This is a genomic window from Nocardiopsis changdeensis, assembly GCF_018316655.1.
GTDB classification, from domain to species: domain Bacteria; phylum Actinomycetota; class Actinomycetes; order Streptosporangiales; family Streptosporangiaceae; genus Nocardiopsis; species Nocardiopsis changdeensis.
Map to the genome: position 1 here is coordinate 6,665,597 of NZ_CP074133.1, position 18,732 is coordinate 6,684,328.

The window sequence follows — 18,732 nt, forward strand, 5'->3', positions numbered from 1 at the left end:
GGCCCTGCTCCCCTCGCACCACTGCACTGACTTACGGTGTAAGTAACGTTAGACTTACCTCGTAAGTTTTGGCAAGGCCCGAGGAGGCACATTGGCCGAACGCGGACGCCCCAGGCACCCCCGGCTGAGCCGGGAGCGCGTCATCGCCGCCGCGACCGCCCTGGCCGACGAGAAGGGCGGGGCCGGGGTCACCATGCGGGCCGTCGCCGGCCGGCTGGGCGTCGAGGCGATGTCGCTCTACAATCACGTGGCCAACCGCGAGGCCCTCCTCGACGGGATGGTCGACGCGGTGTTCGCCGAGATCGACCTCCCCGGCCCCGCCTCGGACTGGCGGTCCGCCGTGCGCGACCGCGCCGCCTCCGCCCGCGCCGCGCTGCGCCGCCACCCCTGGGCGGTGGGCCTGCTGGACTCCCGCACCGACCCCGGCCCGGCGACGCTGCGCCACCACGACACCGTCCTGGGCGTCCTGCGCTCCCAGGGCTTCTCCGTGGGCCTGGCCGTGCGCGCGGTGTCCCTGATCGACAGCTACGTGTACGGGTTCGTCATGCAGGAGCTGAGCCTGCCCTTCACCGACCGCGAGAGCCTGGCCGAGGTCGCGGGCGGCATCCTGGACGGCCCCCTGGCCGAGTCCCACCCGCACCTGGCCGAGGTCATCGCGGCCCAGGCCCTGGCCGAGGACTACGACCCCGACGAGGACTTCGCGTTCGGGCTCTCGCTCATCCTCGGCGCCCTCCGCCCCGACGAGGCGCCGGCGGCGGACGGGCGCGGGGACGGCGGCGACCGGAGGTAGCGCCGCCCCCGCGGTCAGGGGTCGCTGCGCGCGAACCGGACCGCGGCGGCGCAGCCGGCCAGCGCGATCCACCCCAGCAGCACGAGCGCTCCCGTGGCCCCGGTGAGCACGGTGTCGGACGGGTCGAACAGCAGCGCCCCCGCCCGGTCCGGCAGCCAGCGGGCGTGCTCGGTGAGCCCGCCCAGCAGCGGGGAGGCGATCAGGACCAGGGACAGCATCCCGACCAGCGCCGGGACCAGGTGCCGCAGCAGCAGCGCGACGGTGTGGGAGAGCAGGCCCAGCAGTGCCAGGTGGACCGCCGCGCCCAGGGCGGTGCGCGGGTCGGCGCTCTCCCAGACGGGCCCCGCGCCGAGCAGGCGGCCGGTCACCGCGGCCGCCGCCGTGCCCGCGCCGACGGTCGCCGCGGCGGTGAGCGCCACCGCGGCCAGCGCCGCCGCGGTCTTGCCCGCCAGCAGCAGCCCGCGGCCCGGGACCGCCACCAGGGACGTCCGGATCTGCGCCCCCGCGTACTCGTGGGCGGCGGCCCAGACCCCGACCAGGACCAGGCCCGCCTGCACGTACGGGACCGCCTGGACCACCGCGGCCACCGGGGAGCCCGCGCTCCCCCGGTCGGCGGCGTACGCCGCCAGGGCCGCGGTGATCACCGCCCCCACCAGGACCGTGGCGACGGCCGACGCCACGGCGGCGGGCAGGGTGCCCAGTTTGGCGAGCTCGGCGGCGGTGACCCCGTACAGGCGCGCCATCGGGGACACCGGGGCGTGTACCCGCGGGTGCGCCGCCCCGCGCACGGCCGCGCTCACGCGTCCCGCCGGGAGAACACAGCGGCGGCCACCACCAGCAGCCCCAGCGTCCAGGCCGCCATCACGAGCGCCCCGGGCACCGCGTCCAGTCCGCCCTCGACCGTGCCCAGCCCGCCGAAGAGGCGGCGCCCCGCCATGTCCGGCAGCCAGTGCGCGAGCGGCGTCAGGCGCGTGAGCAGCAGTGAGAACGAGACCAGGGAGCTGTTCACGATGAGGACGATGAGCGGGACGACCCCGCTGCGGGTCAGCACCGTGATCGCGAAGGCGATCAGCCCCGTGAGCACCCAGTAGAGCGTCGCCCCCAGGAAACGGTGCAGCATCTCCTCCGGGGTCACGGTCTCGGCGGCGTCGCCACCGATCACGAGGCGGGCGACGCCTACGCTCGCGGGGATGGTGACCGCGGCGGTCGCGGCGACCGCCAGGACCACGGTCAGGGCCTTGGCCAGGAGCAGGCGCACCCGGGACGGGACCGCGGCCAGCGTCGCGGTGATCTGGCGGCCGCCGCCCGCGTCGGGGCTGTTCGAGGTGTACTCGCTGCTGACGACGACCACACCGAGCACGACCGCGCCGACGGTGCCCAGCGGAACGGCCGCGTAGCCGACCTCGAACGGCGACGTCAGGCCCTCCGTGCCGGACCGGGCGGAGAGGGCGTTGAGCAGCGTGATCAGGGCCGAGCCCAGCAGCGCCACCAGCACGGCCACCCCTGTCGCGGGCAGGGAGGCGGCCTTGCGCAGCTCGGCGCCGAGGATTCCCACGGACCTCATCTCCCGGCCTCCCCCGCACCCGCGGCCCCCGTGAGGGCGAAGAAGGCGTCCTCCAGGCTCGGGTGGCCGGCGGTGACCTCGTCCAGCGTCCCCCGCGCGGCGATCCGGCCCCCGGCGATGACCACGAGGTCGTCGGCGATCCCGGCGACCTCCCCCATCAGGTGGCTGGACAGCAGCACCGTGCCCCCGGCCTCGGCGTGGCCGCGCAGCAGGCCGCGCATCCACCGGATGCCCTCCGGGTCCAGGCCGTTGACCGGCTCGTCCAGCACCAGCGCCTCCGGCTCGCCCAACAGCGCGGTGGCCAGGCCCAGGCGCTGGCCCATGCCCAGGGAGTACCGGCCCACCCGCACCCGCCCGGAGTCCGCCAGGCCGACCTGTTCCAGCACCTCGCCGACCCTGCGCCGGGGGATGCCGTTGCTGCGCGCGACCCACGCCAGATGGGCCCGGGCCGTGCGGGAGCGGTGCGCGCCAGAGCCGTCGAGCATCGAGCCGACCGTGCGCAGCGGATCGCGCAGGCTCCGGTAGGGGCGGCCCCCGACCAGGGCCGTGCCGCCGTCGGCGCGGTCCAGGCCGAGCAGGATGCGGAGGGTGGAGGACTTGCCCGCGCCGTTGGGCCCGAGGAACGCCGTCACCCGGCCGGGGCGGGCCTCGAACCCGACCCCGTCCAGGACGGGGCGTCGGCCCCGGCGCTTGGTGAGCTGTTCGATCGTGATCATGCCCGCCATTCCAGCGGCCGCGCCGGTCCCCGCCATCGGACCGGGGGCGGGTCTTGCGCGCCCCGGCTCCTCCCCGGGTCGCTCCGACCGTGGTCGGATGTGCGGCGGCGGCCGCGGAACCTAGACTCGGCCGGATGGAACGGACACAGGAGGCGGTGGCGGACCGCCCCGTGCTGCGCTCCCGCGCCGGAGCGGTCGCGTCCGCCGCCCTGGCCCTGCTCGCCCTCGCGCTGGCCTCCACCGGCGCGGAGCCCCGCGTCCTGGCACTGGCCGGGGTGTGCGCCATCGCCGCCTCCGCCGCGGCGGTCGTCGTCTGGGCCGTGCTGCACTCCCGCCGGCGGCGGCGTGCCCACGAGGACGCGCTGACCCTGTGGGCGGCCGAGCGCGCCGCCCAGACCGAGCGCCTGCGCATCGCCCGCGACCTGCACGACCTGGCCTCCCACGGGCTCGGGCTGATCACCGTCCGCGCCGCGGCGGCGCGCACCGCGGCCGGCCCGGAGGGCGAGGCGGAGCGCGTACGGGCGCTGGCCGACATCGAACGGGCGGGCCGGGAGGCCACGACCGAACTGCGCCGCATGCTCACCGTGCTGCGGACCCCGGGTGAGGAGGCCGAGCCGGCCCGGCTGCGCCCGGCCGAGACCCTGCGCGACCTGCCCGCCATCGTCGAGTCGGCGCGCCGCGGCGGGGTCGCCGCCGTCCTGGACCTGGGCGGGACCGGGGAGGTGTCGGCGGGCGCGCAGCTCACCGTGTGCGCGGTGGTCCGCGAGGGGCTGGCCAACACCGCCCGCCACGCGGGGCCCGTGCCCGCCCGTGTCACCGTGCTCCGCCGGGGCGGCGCGGTCGTGGTCGCGGTCGAGGACGACGGCCCCGCCCCCGACTGGCGGCCCCACCCGGGGACCGGCCGGGGCATCACCGGCCTGCGCGAACGCGTCGCCCTGCTCGGCGGCACGGTGCGCGCCGAGCGCACCGGGCGCGGGTTCCGGCTCACCGCGACCGTTCCGGACGGGGAGGGCCGATGACCGGCGGACCGGGGAACGGCGGCCCGGCCGACCGTGGACGGGCGGACGACGGGCGGGCGGACGGCGGCCCGGTCCGCGTGCTGGTCGCCGACGACCAGCCGCTCATCCGCCACAGCCTCCGGCTGATCATCGACGGCGCCCCCGGGCTCGGCGTCGTCGGCGAGGCCGACACGGGGGAGGGCGCGTTCGAGCGGGCGGTGGAACTGCGCCCGGACATCGTGCTGATGGACATCCGCATGCCGGGCGGCGACGGCATCGAGGCGACCCGGCGCATCACCGGCCACCCGGACCTGGCCGCCACCCGCGTCCTCGTGCTCAGCATGTTCGAGCTGGACGAGTACGTCCGCGCCGCGCTGGGCGCGGGGGCCAGCGGGTTCCTGCTCAAGGACGCCGAACCGGCCCGGCTGGTCGACGCGGTCGCGCGCACCCACGCGGGCGAGTCGCTGTTCGCCCCGGACATCCTCACCCGGCTCGTCGCCCACTACGTGGACCGGCCCGCGCCCCCGGCCGGGCAGGGGCCGCGGGTGCTCACCGCGCGCGAGACGGAGGTGCTGACCCTGGTGGGGCGCGGCCTGTCCAACCAGGACATCGCCGCGGCCCTGACCATCTCCATCGGCACCGTCAAGACCCACATCGGGCACCTGCTCGCCAAGCTGCACGCACGCGACCGGGCCCAGCTCGTCATCGCGGCCTACGAGCACGGCCTCGTCCGGGCCGGCACCCCGGGACCGGACCCGGCGGGCCGGTCCTCCCGCCCCGAGCGGCGTTCCGATCCGCACACCCGCCGGACACCGTGAAACGGACAGTGCCCGTGTTCACCACGCCCCGTGTCCGATAACCCTTCCGAGGCACACTATTCTTGCCTCTGACCAGGGATCCGGGTTCTCGCCCGCCGAACCCGGTCCGCCGCGGACGCGAACGGCCCCGACCCCCCGGAACCGCTCCCGCTTCCGTTCCTCCCCCGGGGACACGTCCCGGTGTGCCCGGGCCGCCCCCTGGTTTCCCACCCGGCGACGCCACCGCGACAACCCGGAGCAGACCCTGCCGTGTCCATTCTCGAAGCCATCGTCCTAGGCCTGGTCCAAGGCCTGACCGAGTTCCTCCCGATCTCCTCCAGCGGGCACCTGCGCGTGGTGTCCGCCTTCTTCGGCTGGCCCGACCCCGGAGCCGCCTTCACCGCCGTCAGCCAGATCGGGACCGAACTGGCCGTCGTCATCTACTTCCGCCAGCGGATCTGGGCGATCCTGTCCACCTGGACCAGGTCGCTGTTCGACCGCCGCCTGCGCGGCGACGTCAACGCCCGCATGGGCTGGTACGTCATCCTCGGTTCGATCCCGATCGTGGTGCTGGGGCTGCTGCTGGAGGACCAGATCGACAGCGTCTTCCGGGACCTGCGCCTGGTCGCGCTCAACCTCATCATCTTCGGCGTCTTCCTGGGCCTGGCGGACCACTACTCCCGCAAGCACCGCACGCTGGAGGACCTCAACATCCCGCGCGGCCTGGGCTTCGGCCTCTTCCAGGCCCTGGCCCTGATCCCCGGCGTCTCCCGCTCCGGCGGCACCATCACCGGTGGAATGCTGATGGGCTTCAACCGCAAGGACGCGGCCGAGTACGCCTTCCTGCTGGCCCTGCCCGCCGTGTTCGGCGCGGGCCTGTACAAGCTGACCGACATCGGCGACAGCGAGTACGCCGGATGGGGCGCCACGATCGTGGGCACGGTCATCGCGGGCGTGGTCGGGTTCGTGGTGATCGCCTGGCTGATGAAGTTCATCTCCACGCACAGCTACATGCCGTTCGTCTACTACCGCGTGGGCCTGGGCATCGTCATCCTGGCCCTGGTGAGCTGGGGCGCGCTCGACCCGCAGGGCGGCGCGGAGTCCCAGGCGGGGCGCAGCGAGGTCGTCGCCGAGGAGCAGGCCCCCCGGCAGGAGGAGGAGCAGGAGGAGACCGGGACCCCGCCGTCGGAGGAGTCCCCCGCCGCGCCCTCCCCGGAGCCCTCCGCCGACCCGTCCGAGGGCGTCGCCGGGCAGGAGGGGACCCCGCAGACCGACCCGGTGACCGGCTGGGAGATCGACCCCGCCTCCGGGCTGCCGCGCAACCCCGAGACCGGGCTACTGCACGACCCGGACCTGGGCATGGACGTCGACTACGACCCGGCCACGGGGCTGGCCACCAACCCGATGACCGGCGAGCAGTACGACCCCACCCCCTGAGCAGGATCCGGCCCGGGGCCGCCGTGACGACGGCGCCCCGGGCCCGCTCCGGGGTGCGCTGCGGGGAGACCCGCGCGCCCCTGGCCGAAGACCGCCCGTAGGCCGGCCCCGGCCGTTTCCGGCGGCGGCCCGCCCGCCTCGGGGGCCGGACACCGCCCCCGGCCGGTGCGCCCGCCTACCCCTTCTCCACGACCGTCTCCTCCTGGACGTCCCGGGGCACCCGCCTCGCGGCCGCCTGCCAGGCGCGGGCCAGCTCCGGCGGGTACTTCCGGGCGCTGCGGGTCAGGGTGACCGAGGGGACCAGCTCGACCACGTCGTTGATGTCGAGCCCGGTGGCGCGGACGCCGCTCACCGGGCTCCAGTCCGGGGAGCCGTGCCGCCGGACCCGGGTCCCGTTGCCGCTGAGGTTGCGCACCAGGACGGTGCCGTCCCGCACCGTCGCCTCCAGGTGCGACCTGCTGACCCGGGCCAGCAGGTCACCCGGCAGGTGCCCGTACAGGGCGAGACCGCCCTCCCCGGGAGCGCGCCCCACCGTGACGACGGTGTCCTGCTCCAGGGTGAAGCGCTGCACGCAGGCGCCGTCGACCATCAGCTTCAGCTGGACGATGGGCGGCCGGGGACCGTCGTCGGCCAGTTCCACGCGGTGCGCCTCGCACACCGGACGCATGCCGCGCATCAGCGGCAGCCGCACCCGGGAGCCCCTGTTCCGGTCGTACAGGGAGCAGTCGCGCCTGGGACAGCGCCAGGACCGTTTGAGCACGTGGACCATGGGGGCGCGTTCGCGCCCCTGGAGCAGCCGGTGGGCCTTGAGGTCGGACTCCTCGACCTTGCGGGAGATCTCGGCGGGGCTGCGCACCCCCATGTTCCGCCGCTTCACCGAGACACCGCCCCCGGCCCGGGGGCGCACGCCCAGGAAGTGCTCGGTGTCCCCCTGGATCCACGGGTGCAGTTCCCGGAAGTCCGCGAACCCGTCGTCGGAGACCACCGGCAGACCGGTCACCTCGGCCAGTTCCAGCAGCGGCCCGTCCACATCGGGGAGCTCGACCACCGTCCCGCGGTCGATCCACTCCGCCAGCAGCCGCGGCTCCCGCGGCGAGGGGTACTCCCGGGGCATGTGGCGCAGGCTGCGGTCGGCCAGGGCGTGGACGCGCACCCGCCGGTCGCTGGTGCGCCGGGCCAGCGCCTCGATCACCATGCCCAGGCGGTCGAGCGAGCGGGGGTGCGGTCCGCCGAAGCGGTCGTTGCGCACCACGTTGGACAGGTCCACGAGGGCGTCGGCGCCGTCCGGGGAGGGGGCGAGGTGCGCCTCGATGTCGTCGAGGTTCACGGCATGCTCCAGAGGGTGAAGGTCCCCTGGACCTCGGGCATCTCGTAGTACCCGTCGCCGACGTCGACCAGGTCGGTGATCTCGTACATCGCGAGTTCGCCCTCGCCGGTCACGGTGCACAGGGCCGAGCCCTCCGGAAGGGTCTCCGCGAAGTCCTCGCCTTCGACCTGCCCGGGGAGGGCGTTGGTCTGTGAGGACGACAGGCAGCCCTCGGGGGTGGTGTCGGTGGAGATCCCGAAGGTGGTCTTGAAATCCCACCGGTCCCCGCTGAGCCCGGGGCGGACGAGGATCTCGTCGCGGTCGTGGTCCACGTCGGTGGTGTCGACCTGCGGGACGTCGAGGTCGACCCCGGAGTCCTCGGTCCCGGGCCGGATGGTCAGCGGCTGTGCCTCGACGAGCACTTCGTACTCCGGCTCCGGCTCGGTCTCCGGCGCGGTCGGCCCGGAGGAGCCGGTGTCGTCCGTCTCGTTCCCCCCGGAGGCGGCCACTGCTCCGGGGTCCTCCCCCGTGCCACCGTCCGGACCGTTCAGCAGGGGCCGGACCAGCAGGAAGCCGAGGAGGAGGGCGACGGCCGCGCCGAGGGCGGCCAGGGGGACCGCGACACGACCCGACGGGGACGCGGCCGGGGCGGGGCGGGGCGCGAAGGCACCGGTGTTCCCGAAGGCCGGGGGCGCCCCGTACCCCGGGTGGGCCCCCGGAGCACCGGGCGTGCCGGAGTCTCCGGGGGTGCCGGAGTCTCCGGAGGTGCCGGAGTCTCCGGGGGTGCCATAGGGACCAGTGACATTGGGAGAGCCGGGGGTGCCGTGGGAGTCCGAGGTGCCATAGGGACCAGTGGTGCCGTGAGGACCGGTGGCACTGTGGGAGCCGGGGGCGCCATAGGAGCCCGAGGTGCCGTGGGAGCCGGGCGGTGCGCCGCCCGGGGGGACCTGGGCGGTGGAACCGGTGGGGGACCCCGCCCCGTGTCCGGCCGCGGCCGGGTCGGCGGCCGGGCCCACCGTCGTATCGGCCGGTCCGGAGGGACGTGGGACCCGGGGGCCGGTGTCGACGGTGGGGTCGTCCAGCGGCGGTGGCGGGTCCTCCGCCTCCGCCTGTCGGCGTTCGACCTCGCGGAGCACCGGCTCGGGCAGCCACCCGGCGTGGTCCCCGGGGTCGCGTCCCGAACGGTGGAGGCACAGCGCCGCCAGTTCCTCTGCCCCGGCACGCGCGGAGGGATCGGCGGTCAGGCAGCGCTGGAGCAGGGGCAGGAGTTCGGCGGGGTAGCCGCTCAGGTCCGGGGGGCGCATGTCGGTGTTGGCGATGCGGGTGCTGACGGTCATACCGCCGCCCTCGCCGTAGGGGTGGCGGCCTGTCGCGGCGACGGCGGCGATCAGTCCGAGGGAGAAGAAGTCGCTCTCCGGCCCGACCCGCTCGCCCCGGGCGTGCTCGGGGGACATGTACTGCGGGGTGCCGATGACCCCGCTGCTCAACTGGGTGGCGTCAGCGGCCTTCGCGATGCCGAAGTCGATGACCTTGGGCCCGTCCGAGGCCAGCATGATGTTGCCGGGTTTGAGGTCCCGGTGCACGACCCCGGCCAGGTGGATCGCCTGGAGCGCCCGAGCCGTGCAGCCCACCAGGTGGAACACGTCCGGCAGCGGCAGCGGCCCGTGCGAGCGGAGTGTTTCGAAAAGGGACGTCCCGGCGACGAACTCCGAGGCCAGCCAGGGGGTCTTCCCGGAAACGTCGTGGTCCAGAACGGCGATCAGGTGATAACCGCGCACTTTCCGCGCGGCCCGCACCTCCTGCTCGAAACGCCTGCGGAATTCGGGGTCCCTTCCCAAAGCCCCGCGGATGACCTTGACGGCGACCGGTTGGCCGCCCCGTGTCCGGGAGAGGTAGACCGCGCCCATGCCTCCCTCGCCGAGCCGGGCGAGTAGACGGTACTCGTTGATCTCCCGCGGATCCTCGGGGCCCAGTGGTTCCACTTCCGCCTCCTGCTCTCTCGAGAACAGGGTGATCCCGACCACAGGGCAAAAGTTCCGGGATTCCGGATATCGAAGGCGAGAAGAACGGCCTTCGGCCATTCTGGTTCGGCGGAGACCGCACGGCCGTCTCCGTGAATACGGCCGCCGGATGCCGGGCCGCGCCCCGGCGAATCCCCTGCCGGTCCCGCGCGACCGCCGGCGCCGGTGCCGCGGAACCGGACGGGGCGCCACCCACGGGCCGACTCCCCGGAACGGGCACCCGCGCCGCCCCCTGATCGTTGCCTCCGCACAGGGGCGGCCGCCTCCGAGCCGTGCGTTGAGCCGCCCTCGACACCGACGACCTCGTTCCGGCCCGCACGTCACCGTACGCACATCTCGGGAACCTCTACCTACTCTTACGTAAGAGTAGTATTCTGGTGCCCTGTCGCCCTTCCTCCTCCCCCGGGTGGGACACGCCCGTTCCGGTCGGAGGGGTCGGCCGCCACCGTCGCCGGAGCCCTCCCGACACGATGGGACGTGACCCCCCGTTGGTCCATCGCCACAGCGCCGACCTCGTACTGCTGCAGAGGACGTTCCTCGCCGTGGGCGACGAGCTCGCCGGACGCTACGTCGCCCTGCACGACGGGGCCCGGGACGAGCACGAGAAACAGTGCTGGCTGGACCGGGTGATCGACGTGCGCGAGCAGAAGAGGGCGGTGGGGGCGACCGACCGCGAGGCGCTGAGCCGCTGCATCGGGGAATGGTCCGAGACCCTGAAGGCCCTGCGCTCGCTCGCGCCGTGACCCCCGCCGCGCCCGCGCCGCCGACAGGCGGCCCCGCCCCGGCGGACACCGGCGCACCACCGCCCCGGGGAAACGGAACGGCGGGGGCCGCCGGAACCCCGACGACCCCCGCCCGGTCCGCGAGGCGTGTCAGTGCCCGCCGGTCAGGGTGCCCGACAGCTCCCGGTGCAGCCTGCTGCTGGACTCGTTGAGGCCGGTGACCTCGACCTCGACCCCGTGCCCGCGGAAGTGCTCGCGGACACGGTCCAGGGCCGCGACGGCGGAGGAGTCCCACACGTGGGCGGCGGACATGTCCACCACCACCCTGTCCAGGCCCTGCTCGGTGTAGTCGAACCGGCCGACCAGTTCGCCGCTGGAGGCGAAGAACACCTCGCCGCTGACGGAGTACACCCGGGTGCCGCCGTCGGGGTCCAGGACGCTGGTGACGTCGGCCTGCATCGCGGCCTTGCCGGCGAAGAGCACCATCGACACCACGACCCCGGCGATCACGCCCAGCGCGAGGTTGTGGGTGGCCACGACGACGGCCACCGTGATGACCATGACCAGGGTCTCGCTCCAGGGCATGCGCCTGAGCGTGGCCGGGGCGATGCTGTGCCAGTCGAAGGTCACCGCGGACACGAAGATCATCACCGCGACCAGCGCGGCCATGGGGATCAGTCCGACGATGTCGCCCAACCCCACGCACAGGACCATCAGGAACACGCCCGCCAGGAAGGTGGAGACGCGGGTGCGCGCGCCGGAGGAGACGTTGATCATGGTCTGCCCGATCATCGCGCAGCCGGCCATGCCGCCGAACAGGCCGACGAGGATGTTGGCCATGCCCTGGCCGCGGGCCTCCCGGCCGTGGTCCGAGGAGGTCTCGGTGCGGTCGTCGACGACCTTGGCGGTCATCAGCGACTCCATCAGCCCGACCAGGGCCAGGGTGAGGGAGTAGGGCGCGATGAGGACCAGGGTGTCCAGGGAGAAGGGGACATCCGGGATCAGCGGTACGGGGAGGAAGTCGGGCAGCTCGCCCTCGTCGCCCACGGTCCGGGTGGAGATCCCCATGGTGATCGTGGCGACGGTGAGCACGACGATCGCGACCAGCGGAGCGGGCACGGCCTTGGTCAGGTAGGGCAGGCCGAAGACGATGCCCAGGCCGACGGCGACCATCACGTAGACGGGGATGTCGAAGTCGGCCAGGTAGGGCATCTGGGACAGGAAGATGAGGATGGCCAGGGCGTTGATGAACCCGGTCATCACGCTGGGCGGCACGAACCGCATCAGCTTGGCGACCCCGGCCAGGCCCAGGCCGATCTGGATCAGCCCGGCCAGCAGGGTGGCGGCGATCAGGTGGTCGACGCCGTATTCGATGGACAGGGGCGCGGCGACCAGGGCCATGGCGCCGGTGGCGGCGGAGATCATCGCCGGGCGGCCGCCCAGGAAGGCGATCGAGACCGCCATCACGAAGGACGCGTACAGGCCCACGCGGGGGTCGACCCCCGCGATGAGGGAGAACGCGATGGCCTCGGGGATCAGCGCCAGGGCGACGACGAGCCCGGCGAGCACGTCCGCGCGCAGCTGCGCGGCGGCCGGGATGCGGGACTTCAGCGACCGGGGTTTCTTCACGGGCGGATTCATGGAACCCATCAGGTTTCGGGCAGCCCACAGCGAGGACCGCGGTGTTCGGGTCAGGTGGTCGGCGACGGCGCGGGCCGGCGCGTCCGCGGCTCGCACGACAGCGGAAGGCTCGGGCCCCCGGCCCGGTCCGGCGCTCGTGGCGCCCCGGGCAGGGCTCGTCGCCGCAGACCCGACCGTGCCCCTGAGGCAGGTCGGGAAGCGGTCGGCCGTCCCGCGTTCAGGCGCGGCGAACAGCCTGGACCAAACTTACCCTTACGTTAGGGTTCGAGTCACGTAGAGCGACTGAGGCGACCGTCACAGCGGGAACCCCCGCCGGGCACACCGGGCCGACGACATCGCGCGGGCCGACACCGCGCCCCCGGCACCCGCCCCGGACGGCCGCGGGCACCGTTGCCCCGCGGCCGCGTCCTCACCTGGCCGCGCCGCTCCGCTCCCGCTGCTCGCGCAGCCGCCCGGCGAACTCCTCGGCCATGGCCAACTGGCCGCGCAGCGCCTCGCAGCGGGCGGTGATGGCGGCCTCGAAGGCGTCGAGCCGCTCGCTCAGGGCCTCGCGCTCGCCCTGCTCCGTCCCGGCCGCGTTCAGCCGGTCCAGGGTCTCCAGCAGGTCGCGGGTCTCGTCGAGGCTGAACTCCAGCGGCTTCATCCGCTTGATGAGGTTCAGCCGGTCGACGTCCTCCTGGGTGTAGAGGCGAAAGCCGCCGCGGGAGCGGGCCGAGGGCTCGACCAGGCCGACCTCCCCGTAGTAGCGGATGGTCCGCAGGGACAGGCCCGTCCGCTCGGCGACCTCGCCGATCTGCATGTGACCCGCTTCGGGCATCGCTGTGCTCCTCGTCCTTATTTCTACTCTAACGTCAGAGTCGCCTTTTCGGCGTCGGCCCCGTAGCGGGCAACGCTAGCGCGCCCGCGGACGCGGAGGACGCCGTGCCGCGTCGGGCGGTGCGCCCCCTCCACCCCGGCGGAGGGCGGTGGCGCCGGGGGCGACGCCCCCCGGCCCGCCCCGGAACGCCGGCTCCTCCCCCGGCCTACCATCCCCCCGGCCCGCCCCTGGACCGGTCTCGGGACAGGCCCTGGTCGGCGCCCGTCCCGCCGCGCCCCTCCCGGAGCGGACGGCCGCTCCCCCGGCCCGTCACGCGTGGAGGTCGACCGTGACCAGGTAGGCGTCACCGGGCAGGGCGTCCAAGAGCGTGTTCATGTGGCGCAGGTGCTCACGCAGGGCCCGCCGCGCCTCGTCGTCGCCGGCGTCGGACAGGTGCTCCATGCCGTGCCAGGCCCCGCCCGTGTCGATGAGGGCCCACCCCGGTACCGCGCTCCAACGAGCCTCCTCCACGAACTCCTCCCGGGGAGCGGAGTAGTGGTCGACCGCACAGCCGAGGAAGTGCGTGAGCCCGGCCTCCCTGAGCTCCCGGACGGCGTCCTGGGCGTGGTAGGCCTTCAGGGCGGCCGACCGCTCGGCCTCGGCGATCCTCCACTCCGGCGTCCGGACGTGCGCGGCCGTCGACCCGGGGCACGCCAGTTCGGCCCGTTCCCTGCCCCGCAGGACGAACGCGGAAAGGGGTTCGGTCTCGGGGCGGCGCCGGAGGACGGCGTTGGCGCGATCCCACCGGTCGGCCGCCTTTCGGGCCCGCGCGTCCCGCTGCGCGTCGAGGTCGAGCAGGGACACGGGGGCCGCCGTCACCATGCGGGGATCGCCGTCCTCGGCGGGCAGGATCAGGGAGTGGTCGGGGTCGGTGCACAGGAACCCGTTCTCGAACCGGCCCCCGACCATCCACCAGTCCCACCAGCGGTCGGCCGGGTCCGTATCTCCCCCGGCGTAGACGGGTTCCCCCAGCAGGGGCAGCAGGTCCCGTAGGAGCGCGTCGCCCAGGGCGGTACCCGCCGAGATGTCGGGCGGCTCCGGCAGGGCCACGGTGAGCCGGTAGTGGGACACGTTCGCCTCCAGGTGGTTCCGGTGGGCGGACCGGGATCACACGGACCCCCGACACCGCGGCGCCCCGGAGTCCCACCGCACGATCGGACGGGTGTGGTACGCGCGGAGCAGGATACTCCGGCCCGGCCGCCGATCCGGGCGTACGGGATCTCCTGGTGCCCGCTCACCGAGCTCCTCCCCCGGCTAGGGTCCGGGCATGGACATACGGGTGACGGGCCTCCTGGTGGAGGACGGGAGGGTGCTGCTCCTGGACCAGGACACCGACGGCCCGCGCCGCTGGAGCCTGCCCGGAGGGCGGGTCGAGGAGGGCGAACCGCTACGGGACGCCCTGGTCCGCGAGATGCGCGAGGAGACCGGCCTGGAGGTCGAGGTGGACCGGCTCCTGTACGTGTGCGACCACATCGCCCCCGACACGGGCCTGCACGTCGTCCACATGACCTTCGAGGTACGGCGCACCGGGGGCACGCTCGGGGAGGTCGCCAGGGGGCTGGACACCCGGCCGATCCGCGGCGTGGAATTCGTGGGAACCGGTGACCTGACCGGCCTGGGCTTCAGTGAGCGGTTCGCCCGGCTGGTCGAGGACGGGTTCCCCGGGGCGGGCTCCTACATGGGCCCCAAGTCGGCCATCGGCCTGTGACCGGGCTTCGGCCGCGGACCGGCTCCGCGGGTCTCCGGGTACGGCCGCCGACCGCCCTGTACCCGCCGGCGCGGCCGGTCCAGAATGCCGTCATGGCCGAAGACGACGAGACCGGCGGGGAACCGCGCTCATTCCTGACCTGCGCGGCGGAAGTGGCCCGGCTGCTGGGTGTCGAAGACGAGGACGTCCCCGGCGAGCCCGACCACCGGCACGCCCGCCGCCTCGCCCTCAGGGTGCGCAAGCCCCTGCTCGAACGGGCGGGCCTGCCCGAGGAACTGTTCGCCCCGCTGATGGCGGCGGCCGTGTACGACCCGGACCCCAGCTTCTGCCGCTGGTTCGTGGAACCGGCCGTCTACGCCTTCGGACGCCGCCGTGTGATGGCGGCGCTGGTCGACCGCCTGCGGTTCGGCACGGACACCGAGCGGGCGGGCGCCGTGCGGGCCTGGTACAGCGCCCACGTTCCCCTGCGCGCGGACCGTTCCCCCGCGTACGGGCCCGACGGCGTACGCGATCCTGCCCTGGACGAGACGCGGGACGTCGAGCACTCCTGGCTGGAGGTCTCGATGCGGCTGTTCGCCGAGACCGCCGACCTGCGGATGCGCCACCGCGTCCTGCTGGACCTGCCCACCTCCCGCACGGCGTACCCGCCCCGCCTGCACGGACTCCTGGAGAGCACACGCGCGACCGCCCGGGCCCACCCCGACCCCCACATCCGCGGCTGGGCCGCCGCGGCGGACCGCGACGAGGCCTGAGGGCCCCGACGACCGCCGGGGAGGGCCGGCCCGCGCCGACCGGCGGGGACCGCCGCGACGGGCCCCCGCCGGAGGGCACGACGCGGCCGCCCCCGCGCGGCGAGGGTCAGGCCAGGGCCGCGTGGACGAGCTCCACGCAGGCGGGGGCATCGGTCGCCAGACCCTGGTGGTCGCCTGGGAAGGTGAGCGGCTCGACGCCGAGCCGCTCGGCCAGCACCCGCGAGGAGAGGACGGGGACGCCCTCGCCCGAGGCCTTCCCAATGCCGACGGTGACGGGGACCGGGCCGGAGCGCAGCGCCGCGACGTCGGGGGTGAAGCGCAGCACCGGCAGCAGGACGTGGGACAGGAAGTGGTCGAGGTTCCCCTGGATACGGCCCATCATCTCCAGCGCCTCGGGCGGCATCTGCGAGGGGTCGGGCATCGCGGGAGGCGCGCTGTCGGGGCCGTCCACGGTGGTGATGAACTCGCCCATCGCCGCACCCGCGCCGTGGGCGAGGTAGGTCTCGTGCACGTGCCGGAACACCGTCCGCCAGTGGTCGCGGTCGGACAGCAGCTCGGGGAGCGGCGGCTCGTGCACCACCAGGGCGCGGACCTGTTCGGGGTGGCGGGCGGCCAGCTCCAGGGCGGTGAGCGCGCCGCCGCTGTTGCCCAGCACGTAGGCCGGACCGTCGCCCAGGGCGGTGATCAGGCGGTGGGCGTCCTCGCCGAAGACCGTGACGTCCGTGTCGGCGGGCGGTCCGGTGAGGGTGCTGCGCGACAGGCCGCGCTGGTCATAGGTGACGACGGTGTAGCGGTCGGCCAGGCAGGCCGCCAGCCCGGCCAGCGCTCCGGCGTCGGCGGGCGCGCCGGGGATCATCAGCAGCAGCGGCCCGGTCCCCCGGACCTCGTAGTGCAGGCTCGCACCGGGGACCTGGAGGGTGCCGGTCCGGCCCTGGGTCTGGATGTCGTTCATCGGTGTCTTCCTTCTGGGTTCTCGGCTGGGGGGGGAGGGTCAGGCGGCACGGTAGGTCAGGTCGAGCACGCCGTTGGGCAGGACGGCCGACCGGATCAGGTCCAAGGGCACGGGGGCGGCGCCCTCGGGGAAGAGGCGCCGTCCGGTGCCGACCACCAGGGGGTGGACCAGCAGGCGCAGCTCGTCCAGGAGGCCGGCCCCGAGCAGGGCGCGCACCAGGCTGATGCTCCCCGCCACCGTGACCGTGCCGCCGGGCCGCTCCGCGAGCTCCTTCACTGCGGCGAGCACATTGCCCCCGATGAGTTCCGCGCCCGCCCAGTCGACCCCGGTGAGGGTGGTGGAGGCCACCAGCTTGCGGATGCCGTTGATCGCCTCGGCCATCTCCCCGCTCTGGTGCGGCCACACGGCGGCGAAGGCCTCGTAGGTGGCCCTCCCCAGCAGCAGGGTGTCGGCCTCGGCGTACATCCCGCCCACCGCCGCCTGCATCTCCGCGCTCAGGTAGGGGAAGTGCCACGTCTCGGGTGCCTCCACCACACCGTCCAGCGAGACGAACAGCCCTGCCGCGATCTTGCGCGCCGCCATGCGCCCAACTCCTCACAACTCCTCTGTGGATCGACCGTCCGGTCGAGCACGAAAGCAAGCTTGTCTTTTGCAAGCACACTTTGTCAAGCGAAGTTCGATGTAGAGTGTGAGGCATGGCGATTCGTAGCTACGGACAGTTCTGCGGCCTGGCCCGCGCGCTGGAGACGGTCGGCGAACGCTGGACGCTGCTGATCGTCCGCAACCTGCTGTCGGGGCCCCAGCGCTACACCGACCTGCGCAAAGGCCTGCCGTCCATCCCGACCAACATCCTGTCGGCGCGCCTCAAACAGCTCGAGGAGGCGGACGTGGTCACCCGCCGCGCGCTGCCCCACCCCGAGCGCGCCGTCGTCTACGAGCTCACCGAGTACGGGCGCGAACTCGAACCGGCGCTGATCGCGCTCGGCCGCTGGGGCGCCTCCACGATGACCGGGCCCCGCGCCGGCGAGGTCGTCACCGCCGAGTCGGTGGCCATGGCCTTCCGCACCACCTACCGGCCGGAAGCCGCCGGGAAGGCCACCGTCGGCTACGAGGTCCGCATGGGCGACTTCACCATCCGCCTACAGATCAACGAAGGGGTCCTGACCGCCGCCATCGGGCCGCACCCGTCCCCGGACCTCGTCATCGAGAGGGTCTCCGAACAGGGGATCCACGCCATGATGACCGGCGCCAGGACCCCGGAGCAGGCACTGGCCGACGGCAGCGTGCGCGTGGAGGGCGACACCGCCCTCCTCCCGGGCTTCGTGGAGACCTTCCGCTTCTGACCCGGCCCACGCCGACACCCCGGCCACCCCGGAGCGGCCCCGCACTCCAGGCTTCCCCACGGGCTCCCCGCCCCCGGAAACGACGAAAGGCGCCCCTCCCAGAAGAGGAACGCCCAGGTGGAAAGGGGTAGGGCCCAAGGACTCGCCCCCTCACCCACGGATCAAAAGTCCGCTCCCGTCGTGCCGATATGCCCCACCATGCCCCGATATATCCCCCATCGCCCCGCAGCGCCGACACCACACAGGCCCACCCGGCACCACCGGCTCCCCAGCACCGGAGCAACCGCCCCACCTCCCGAGCCACGGACCGAACCCGTTGGGTTTCCAGCCCGCGCCGACGCCTCCATCGCACCTGGCCCGGAACAGTGTGCTCACGAAGTGAAACCACCCAAGGGGCATGACCACCGGAAGCGGATCAGGCCGTAGCGGCGAGTCCGACGAGGTGCCGGGCCGTGCCGACAGGATCGCTGATCTGGTGGAGGTGCGTTCCGGGCAGGTGCGCCGAACGCCAACCGCGTTCGCGTGCCTCGGCGGCAAGACCTGCATACGGGGGGCTGAACAGCAGGTACGAACAAGGGTGGTCGTCCCAGCCCTCGGGAACAGGGATGTTCTGCTCGTAGTAGGACAGCGGAAGGGTGGGTTGCTCCTCGACGACCGTTCGCCGCACCTTCGGGTTCGGGAACAAGGAGGCGACCTCTGCCTCGTCCCACCAATCGGTCCAGCGCGGAAGCCTGCCGTTCATGGCCATCGGGCGGAGGAACTCCAACAACCGTGGTGGGGCGACGGGGGTCGGCCCGGATCGGGCCGGCAGCGCGGCATCAACGAAGACAGAACCGACCACTGGCCGGTCGAGGCCCGAACGTATCAGCGGAAGGAACAAGCCCGCGTTGCTGTGCGCGACCAATACGAGAGGGCTGGCGGCCGGAACCTGCCGGAGGTCGTCGCGGACGGCGCTGACGATACGGGGCCAGAACGGGGGAGCGCCGGCGCCTATGTCCAGCAGGGAAGGCAACCGCACCGGGTATCCCGTCGCCGTCAGGCATTCGGCCACGGGGCGCCAGGTCGAAGGACCTACGGACGGGCTGTGCACGAGAACGAAGGTCGGCTGCATACAACGATCTTGGCGCCC

19 protein-coding genes are annotated in these 18,732 nt (G+C 73.9%); 8 read left to right on the plus strand and 11 right to left on the minus strand.

The genetic code is table 11. The annotated features are described in order from the left end of the window. Window positions 1-91 precede the first annotated feature (91 nt). Window positions 92-790 (plus strand): TetR/AcrR family transcriptional regulator, encoded by a 699-nt coding sequence (locus KGD84_RS29925; RefSeq protein ID WP_255646871.1) that lies wholly within the window; start codon window positions 92-94, stop codon window positions 788-790. Window positions 791-804: 14 nt separating this feature from the next. On the opposite strand, the gene KGD84_RS29930 is transcribed toward KGD84_RS29925, so the two are convergent. The 3 genes from KGD84_RS29930 to KGD84_RS29940 are packed head-to-tail and all read right to left on the minus strand — an operon-like array spanning window position 805 to window position 3,070. Further along, window positions 805-1,533, minus strand: coding sequence for an ABC transporter permease (locus tag KGD84_RS29930; RefSeq protein WP_220563661.1), 729 nt, complete (start codon window positions 1,531-1,533; stop codon window positions 805-807). A gap of 53 nt (window positions 1,534-1,586) precedes the next feature. Beyond that, window positions 1,587-2,354, minus strand: coding sequence for an ABC transporter permease (locus tag KGD84_RS29935; RefSeq protein WP_220563662.1), 768 nt, complete (start codon window positions 2,352-2,354; stop codon window positions 1,587-1,589). Continuing rightward, entirely contained in the window at window positions 2,351-3,070 is a 720-nt protein-coding gene (locus KGD84_RS29940; RefSeq protein ID WP_220563663.1) for an ABC transporter ATP-binding protein, read from the minus strand. The genes KGD84_RS29935 and KGD84_RS29940 overlap by 4 nt, the downstream gene beginning before the upstream one ends. Before the next feature lie 134 nt (window positions 3,071-3,204). On the opposite strand from KGD84_RS29940, the gene KGD84_RS29945 reads away from it, so the two are divergent. The 3 genes from KGD84_RS29945 (at window position 3,205) to KGD84_RS29960 (ending at window position 6,302) form a co-directional block, all read left to right on the plus strand. Continuing rightward, on the plus strand, window positions 3,205-4,089 hold the full coding sequence (locus KGD84_RS29945; protein ID WP_220563664.1) for a sensor histidine kinase: 885 nt from the start codon (window positions 3,205-3,207) through the stop codon (window positions 4,087-4,089). Beyond that, on the plus strand, window positions 4,086-4,886 hold the full coding sequence (locus KGD84_RS29950) for a response regulator (protein ID WP_220563665.1): 801 nt from the start codon (window positions 4,086-4,088) through the stop codon (window positions 4,884-4,886). The genes KGD84_RS29945 and KGD84_RS29950 overlap by 4 nt, the downstream gene beginning before the upstream one ends. A 249-nt stretch (window positions 4,887-5,135) precedes the next feature. Continuing rightward, on the plus strand, window positions 5,136-6,302 hold the full coding sequence (locus tag KGD84_RS29960; protein WP_220563666.1) for an undecaprenyl-diphosphate phosphatase: 1,167 nt from the start codon (window positions 5,136-5,138) through the stop codon (window positions 6,300-6,302). A 175-nt stretch (window positions 6,303-6,477) separates the two neighbouring features. On the opposite strand, the gene KGD84_RS29965 is transcribed toward KGD84_RS29960, so the two are convergent. Next, window positions 6,478-7,629, minus strand: coding sequence for an FHA domain-containing protein (locus KGD84_RS29965; RefSeq protein ID WP_220563667.1), 1,152 nt, complete (start codon window positions 7,627-7,629; stop codon window positions 6,478-6,480). Then, complete coding sequence (locus tag KGD84_RS29970; RefSeq protein ID WP_220563668.1) at window positions 7,626-9,590, minus strand: serine/threonine protein kinase; 1,965 nt, start codon at window positions 9,588-9,590, stop codon at window positions 7,626-7,628. The genes KGD84_RS29965 and KGD84_RS29970 overlap by 4 nt, the downstream gene beginning before the upstream one ends. A 527-nt stretch (window positions 9,591-10,117) precedes the next feature. On the opposite strand from KGD84_RS29970, the gene KGD84_RS29975 reads away from it, so the two are divergent. Then, a complete protein-coding gene (locus KGD84_RS29975; protein ID WP_220563669.1) occupies window positions 10,118-10,372 on the plus strand; it encodes a hypothetical protein in 255 nt (84 codons plus the stop codon). A gap of 129 nt (window positions 10,373-10,501) precedes the next feature. On the opposite strand, the gene KGD84_RS29980 is transcribed toward KGD84_RS29975, so the two are convergent. From KGD84_RS29980 to KGD84_RS29990, 3 genes are all read right to left on the minus strand, one after another. Then, the gene (locus KGD84_RS29980) at window positions 10,502-12,001 is read right to left on the minus strand and encodes a SulP family inorganic anion transporter (RefSeq protein WP_220563670.1); all 1,500 of its coding nucleotides are present in this window, start codon (window positions 11,999-12,001) and stop codon (window positions 10,502-10,504) included. Window positions 12,002-12,401: 400 nt separating this feature from the next. Beyond that, entirely contained in the window at window positions 12,402-12,809 is a 408-nt protein-coding gene (locus tag KGD84_RS29985) for a MerR family transcriptional regulator (RefSeq protein ID WP_220563671.1), read from the minus strand. Window positions 12,810-13,118: 309 nt separating this feature from the next. Further along, window positions 13,119-13,919, minus strand: coding sequence for a hypothetical protein (locus KGD84_RS29990; protein ID WP_220563672.1), 801 nt, complete (start codon window positions 13,917-13,919; stop codon window positions 13,119-13,121). Between the two features lie 196 nt (window positions 13,920-14,115). Between KGD84_RS29990 and KGD84_RS29995 the strand changes: the two genes are divergently transcribed. Beyond that, window positions 14,116-14,556: an NUDIX domain-containing protein gene (locus KGD84_RS29995; RefSeq protein WP_277615495.1), complete on the plus strand. Its 441-nt coding sequence runs from the start codon at window positions 14,116-14,118 to the stop codon at window positions 14,554-14,556. Between the two features lie 92 nt (window positions 14,557-14,648). After that, complete coding sequence (locus tag KGD84_RS30000; RefSeq protein ID WP_220563673.1) at window positions 14,649-15,308, plus strand: hypothetical protein; 660 nt, start codon at window positions 14,649-14,651, stop codon at window positions 15,306-15,308. A 106-nt stretch (window positions 15,309-15,414) separates the two neighbouring features. Here the strand turns inward: KGD84_RS30000 and KGD84_RS30005 are convergent, their stop codons facing one another. Together KGD84_RS30005 and KGD84_RS30010 are read right to left on the minus strand one after the other, a co-directional pair. Further along, complete coding sequence (locus tag KGD84_RS30005) at window positions 15,415-16,260, minus strand: alpha/beta fold hydrolase (protein WP_220563674.1); 846 nt, start codon at window positions 16,258-16,260, stop codon at window positions 15,415-15,417. 39 nt (window positions 16,261-16,299) lie between these two features. Further along, window positions 16,300-16,842, minus strand: a complete 543-nt coding sequence (locus KGD84_RS30010; RefSeq protein ID WP_220563675.1) for a dihydrofolate reductase family protein — start codon at window positions 16,840-16,842, stop codon at window positions 16,300-16,302. 113 nt (window positions 16,843-16,955) lie between these two features. Between KGD84_RS30010 and KGD84_RS30015 the strand changes: the two genes are divergently transcribed. Next, window positions 16,956-17,603, plus strand: coding sequence for a winged helix-turn-helix transcriptional regulator (locus KGD84_RS30015; protein ID WP_255646872.1), 648 nt, complete (start codon window positions 16,956-16,958; stop codon window positions 17,601-17,603). A 415-nt stretch (window positions 17,604-18,018) separates the two neighbouring features. Here KGD84_RS30015 and KGD84_RS30020 read toward each other — a convergent pair whose 3' ends face one another. Next, complete coding sequence (locus KGD84_RS30020; RefSeq protein WP_220563676.1) at window positions 18,019-18,714, minus strand: alpha/beta fold hydrolase; 696 nt, start codon at window positions 18,712-18,714, stop codon at window positions 18,019-18,021. Between the last annotated feature and the right edge of the window lie 18 nt (window positions 18,715-18,732).

What these genes read in the sequence shown, in the direction of transcription:
- KGD84_RS29950 (WP_220563665.1), top strand. Translation starts at nt 4,086, where the DNA reads ATGACCGGCGGACCGGGGAACGGCGGCCCGGCCGACCGTGGACGGGCG.
- KGD84_RS30000 (WP_220563673.1), top strand. Translation starts at nt 14,649, where the DNA reads ATGGCCGAAGACGACGAGACCGGCGGGGAACCGCGCTCATTCCTGACC.
- KGD84_RS30005 (WP_220563674.1), bottom strand. Translation starts at nt 16,260, where the DNA reads ATGAACGACATCCAGACCCAGGGCCGGACCGGCACCCTCCAGGTCCCC.
- KGD84_RS30015 (WP_255646872.1), top strand. Translation starts at nt 16,956, where the DNA reads ATGGCGATTCGTAGCTACGGACAGTTCTGCGGCCTGGCCCGCGCGCTG.
- KGD84_RS30010 (WP_220563675.1), bottom strand. Translation starts at nt 16,842, where the DNA reads ATGGCGGCGCGCAAGATCGCGGCAGGGCTGTTCGTCTCGCTGGACGGT.
- KGD84_RS29995 (WP_277615495.1), top strand. Translation starts at nt 14,116, where the DNA reads ATGGACATACGGGTGACGGGCCTCCTGGTGGAGGACGGGAGGGTGCTG.
- KGD84_RS29985 (WP_220563671.1), bottom strand. Translation starts at nt 12,809, where the DNA reads ATGCCCGAAGCGGGTCACATGCAGATCGGCGAGGTCGCCGAGCGGACG.
- KGD84_RS29980 (WP_220563670.1), bottom strand. Translation starts at nt 12,001, where the DNA reads ATGGGTTCCATGAATCCGCCCGTGAAGAAACCCCGGTCGCTGAAGTCC.
- KGD84_RS29945 (WP_220563664.1), top strand. Translation starts at nt 3,205, where the DNA reads ATGGAACGGACACAGGAGGCGGTGGCGGACCGCCCCGTGCTGCGCTCC.
- KGD84_RS30020 (WP_220563676.1), bottom strand. Translation starts at nt 18,714, where the DNA reads ATGCAGCCGACCTTCGTTCTCGTGCACAGCCCGTCCGTAGGTCCTTCG.
- KGD84_RS29930 (WP_220563661.1), bottom strand. Translation starts at nt 1,533, where the DNA reads ATGGCGCGCCTGTACGGGGTCACCGCCGCCGAGCTCGCCAAACTGGGC.
- KGD84_RS29935 (WP_220563662.1), bottom strand. Translation starts at nt 2,354, where the DNA reads ATGAGGTCCGTGGGAATCCTCGGCGCCGAGCTGCGCAAGGCCGCCTCC.
- KGD84_RS29940 (WP_220563663.1), bottom strand. Translation starts at nt 3,070, where the DNA reads ATGATCACGATCGAACAGCTCACCAAGCGCCGGGGCCGACGCCCCGTC.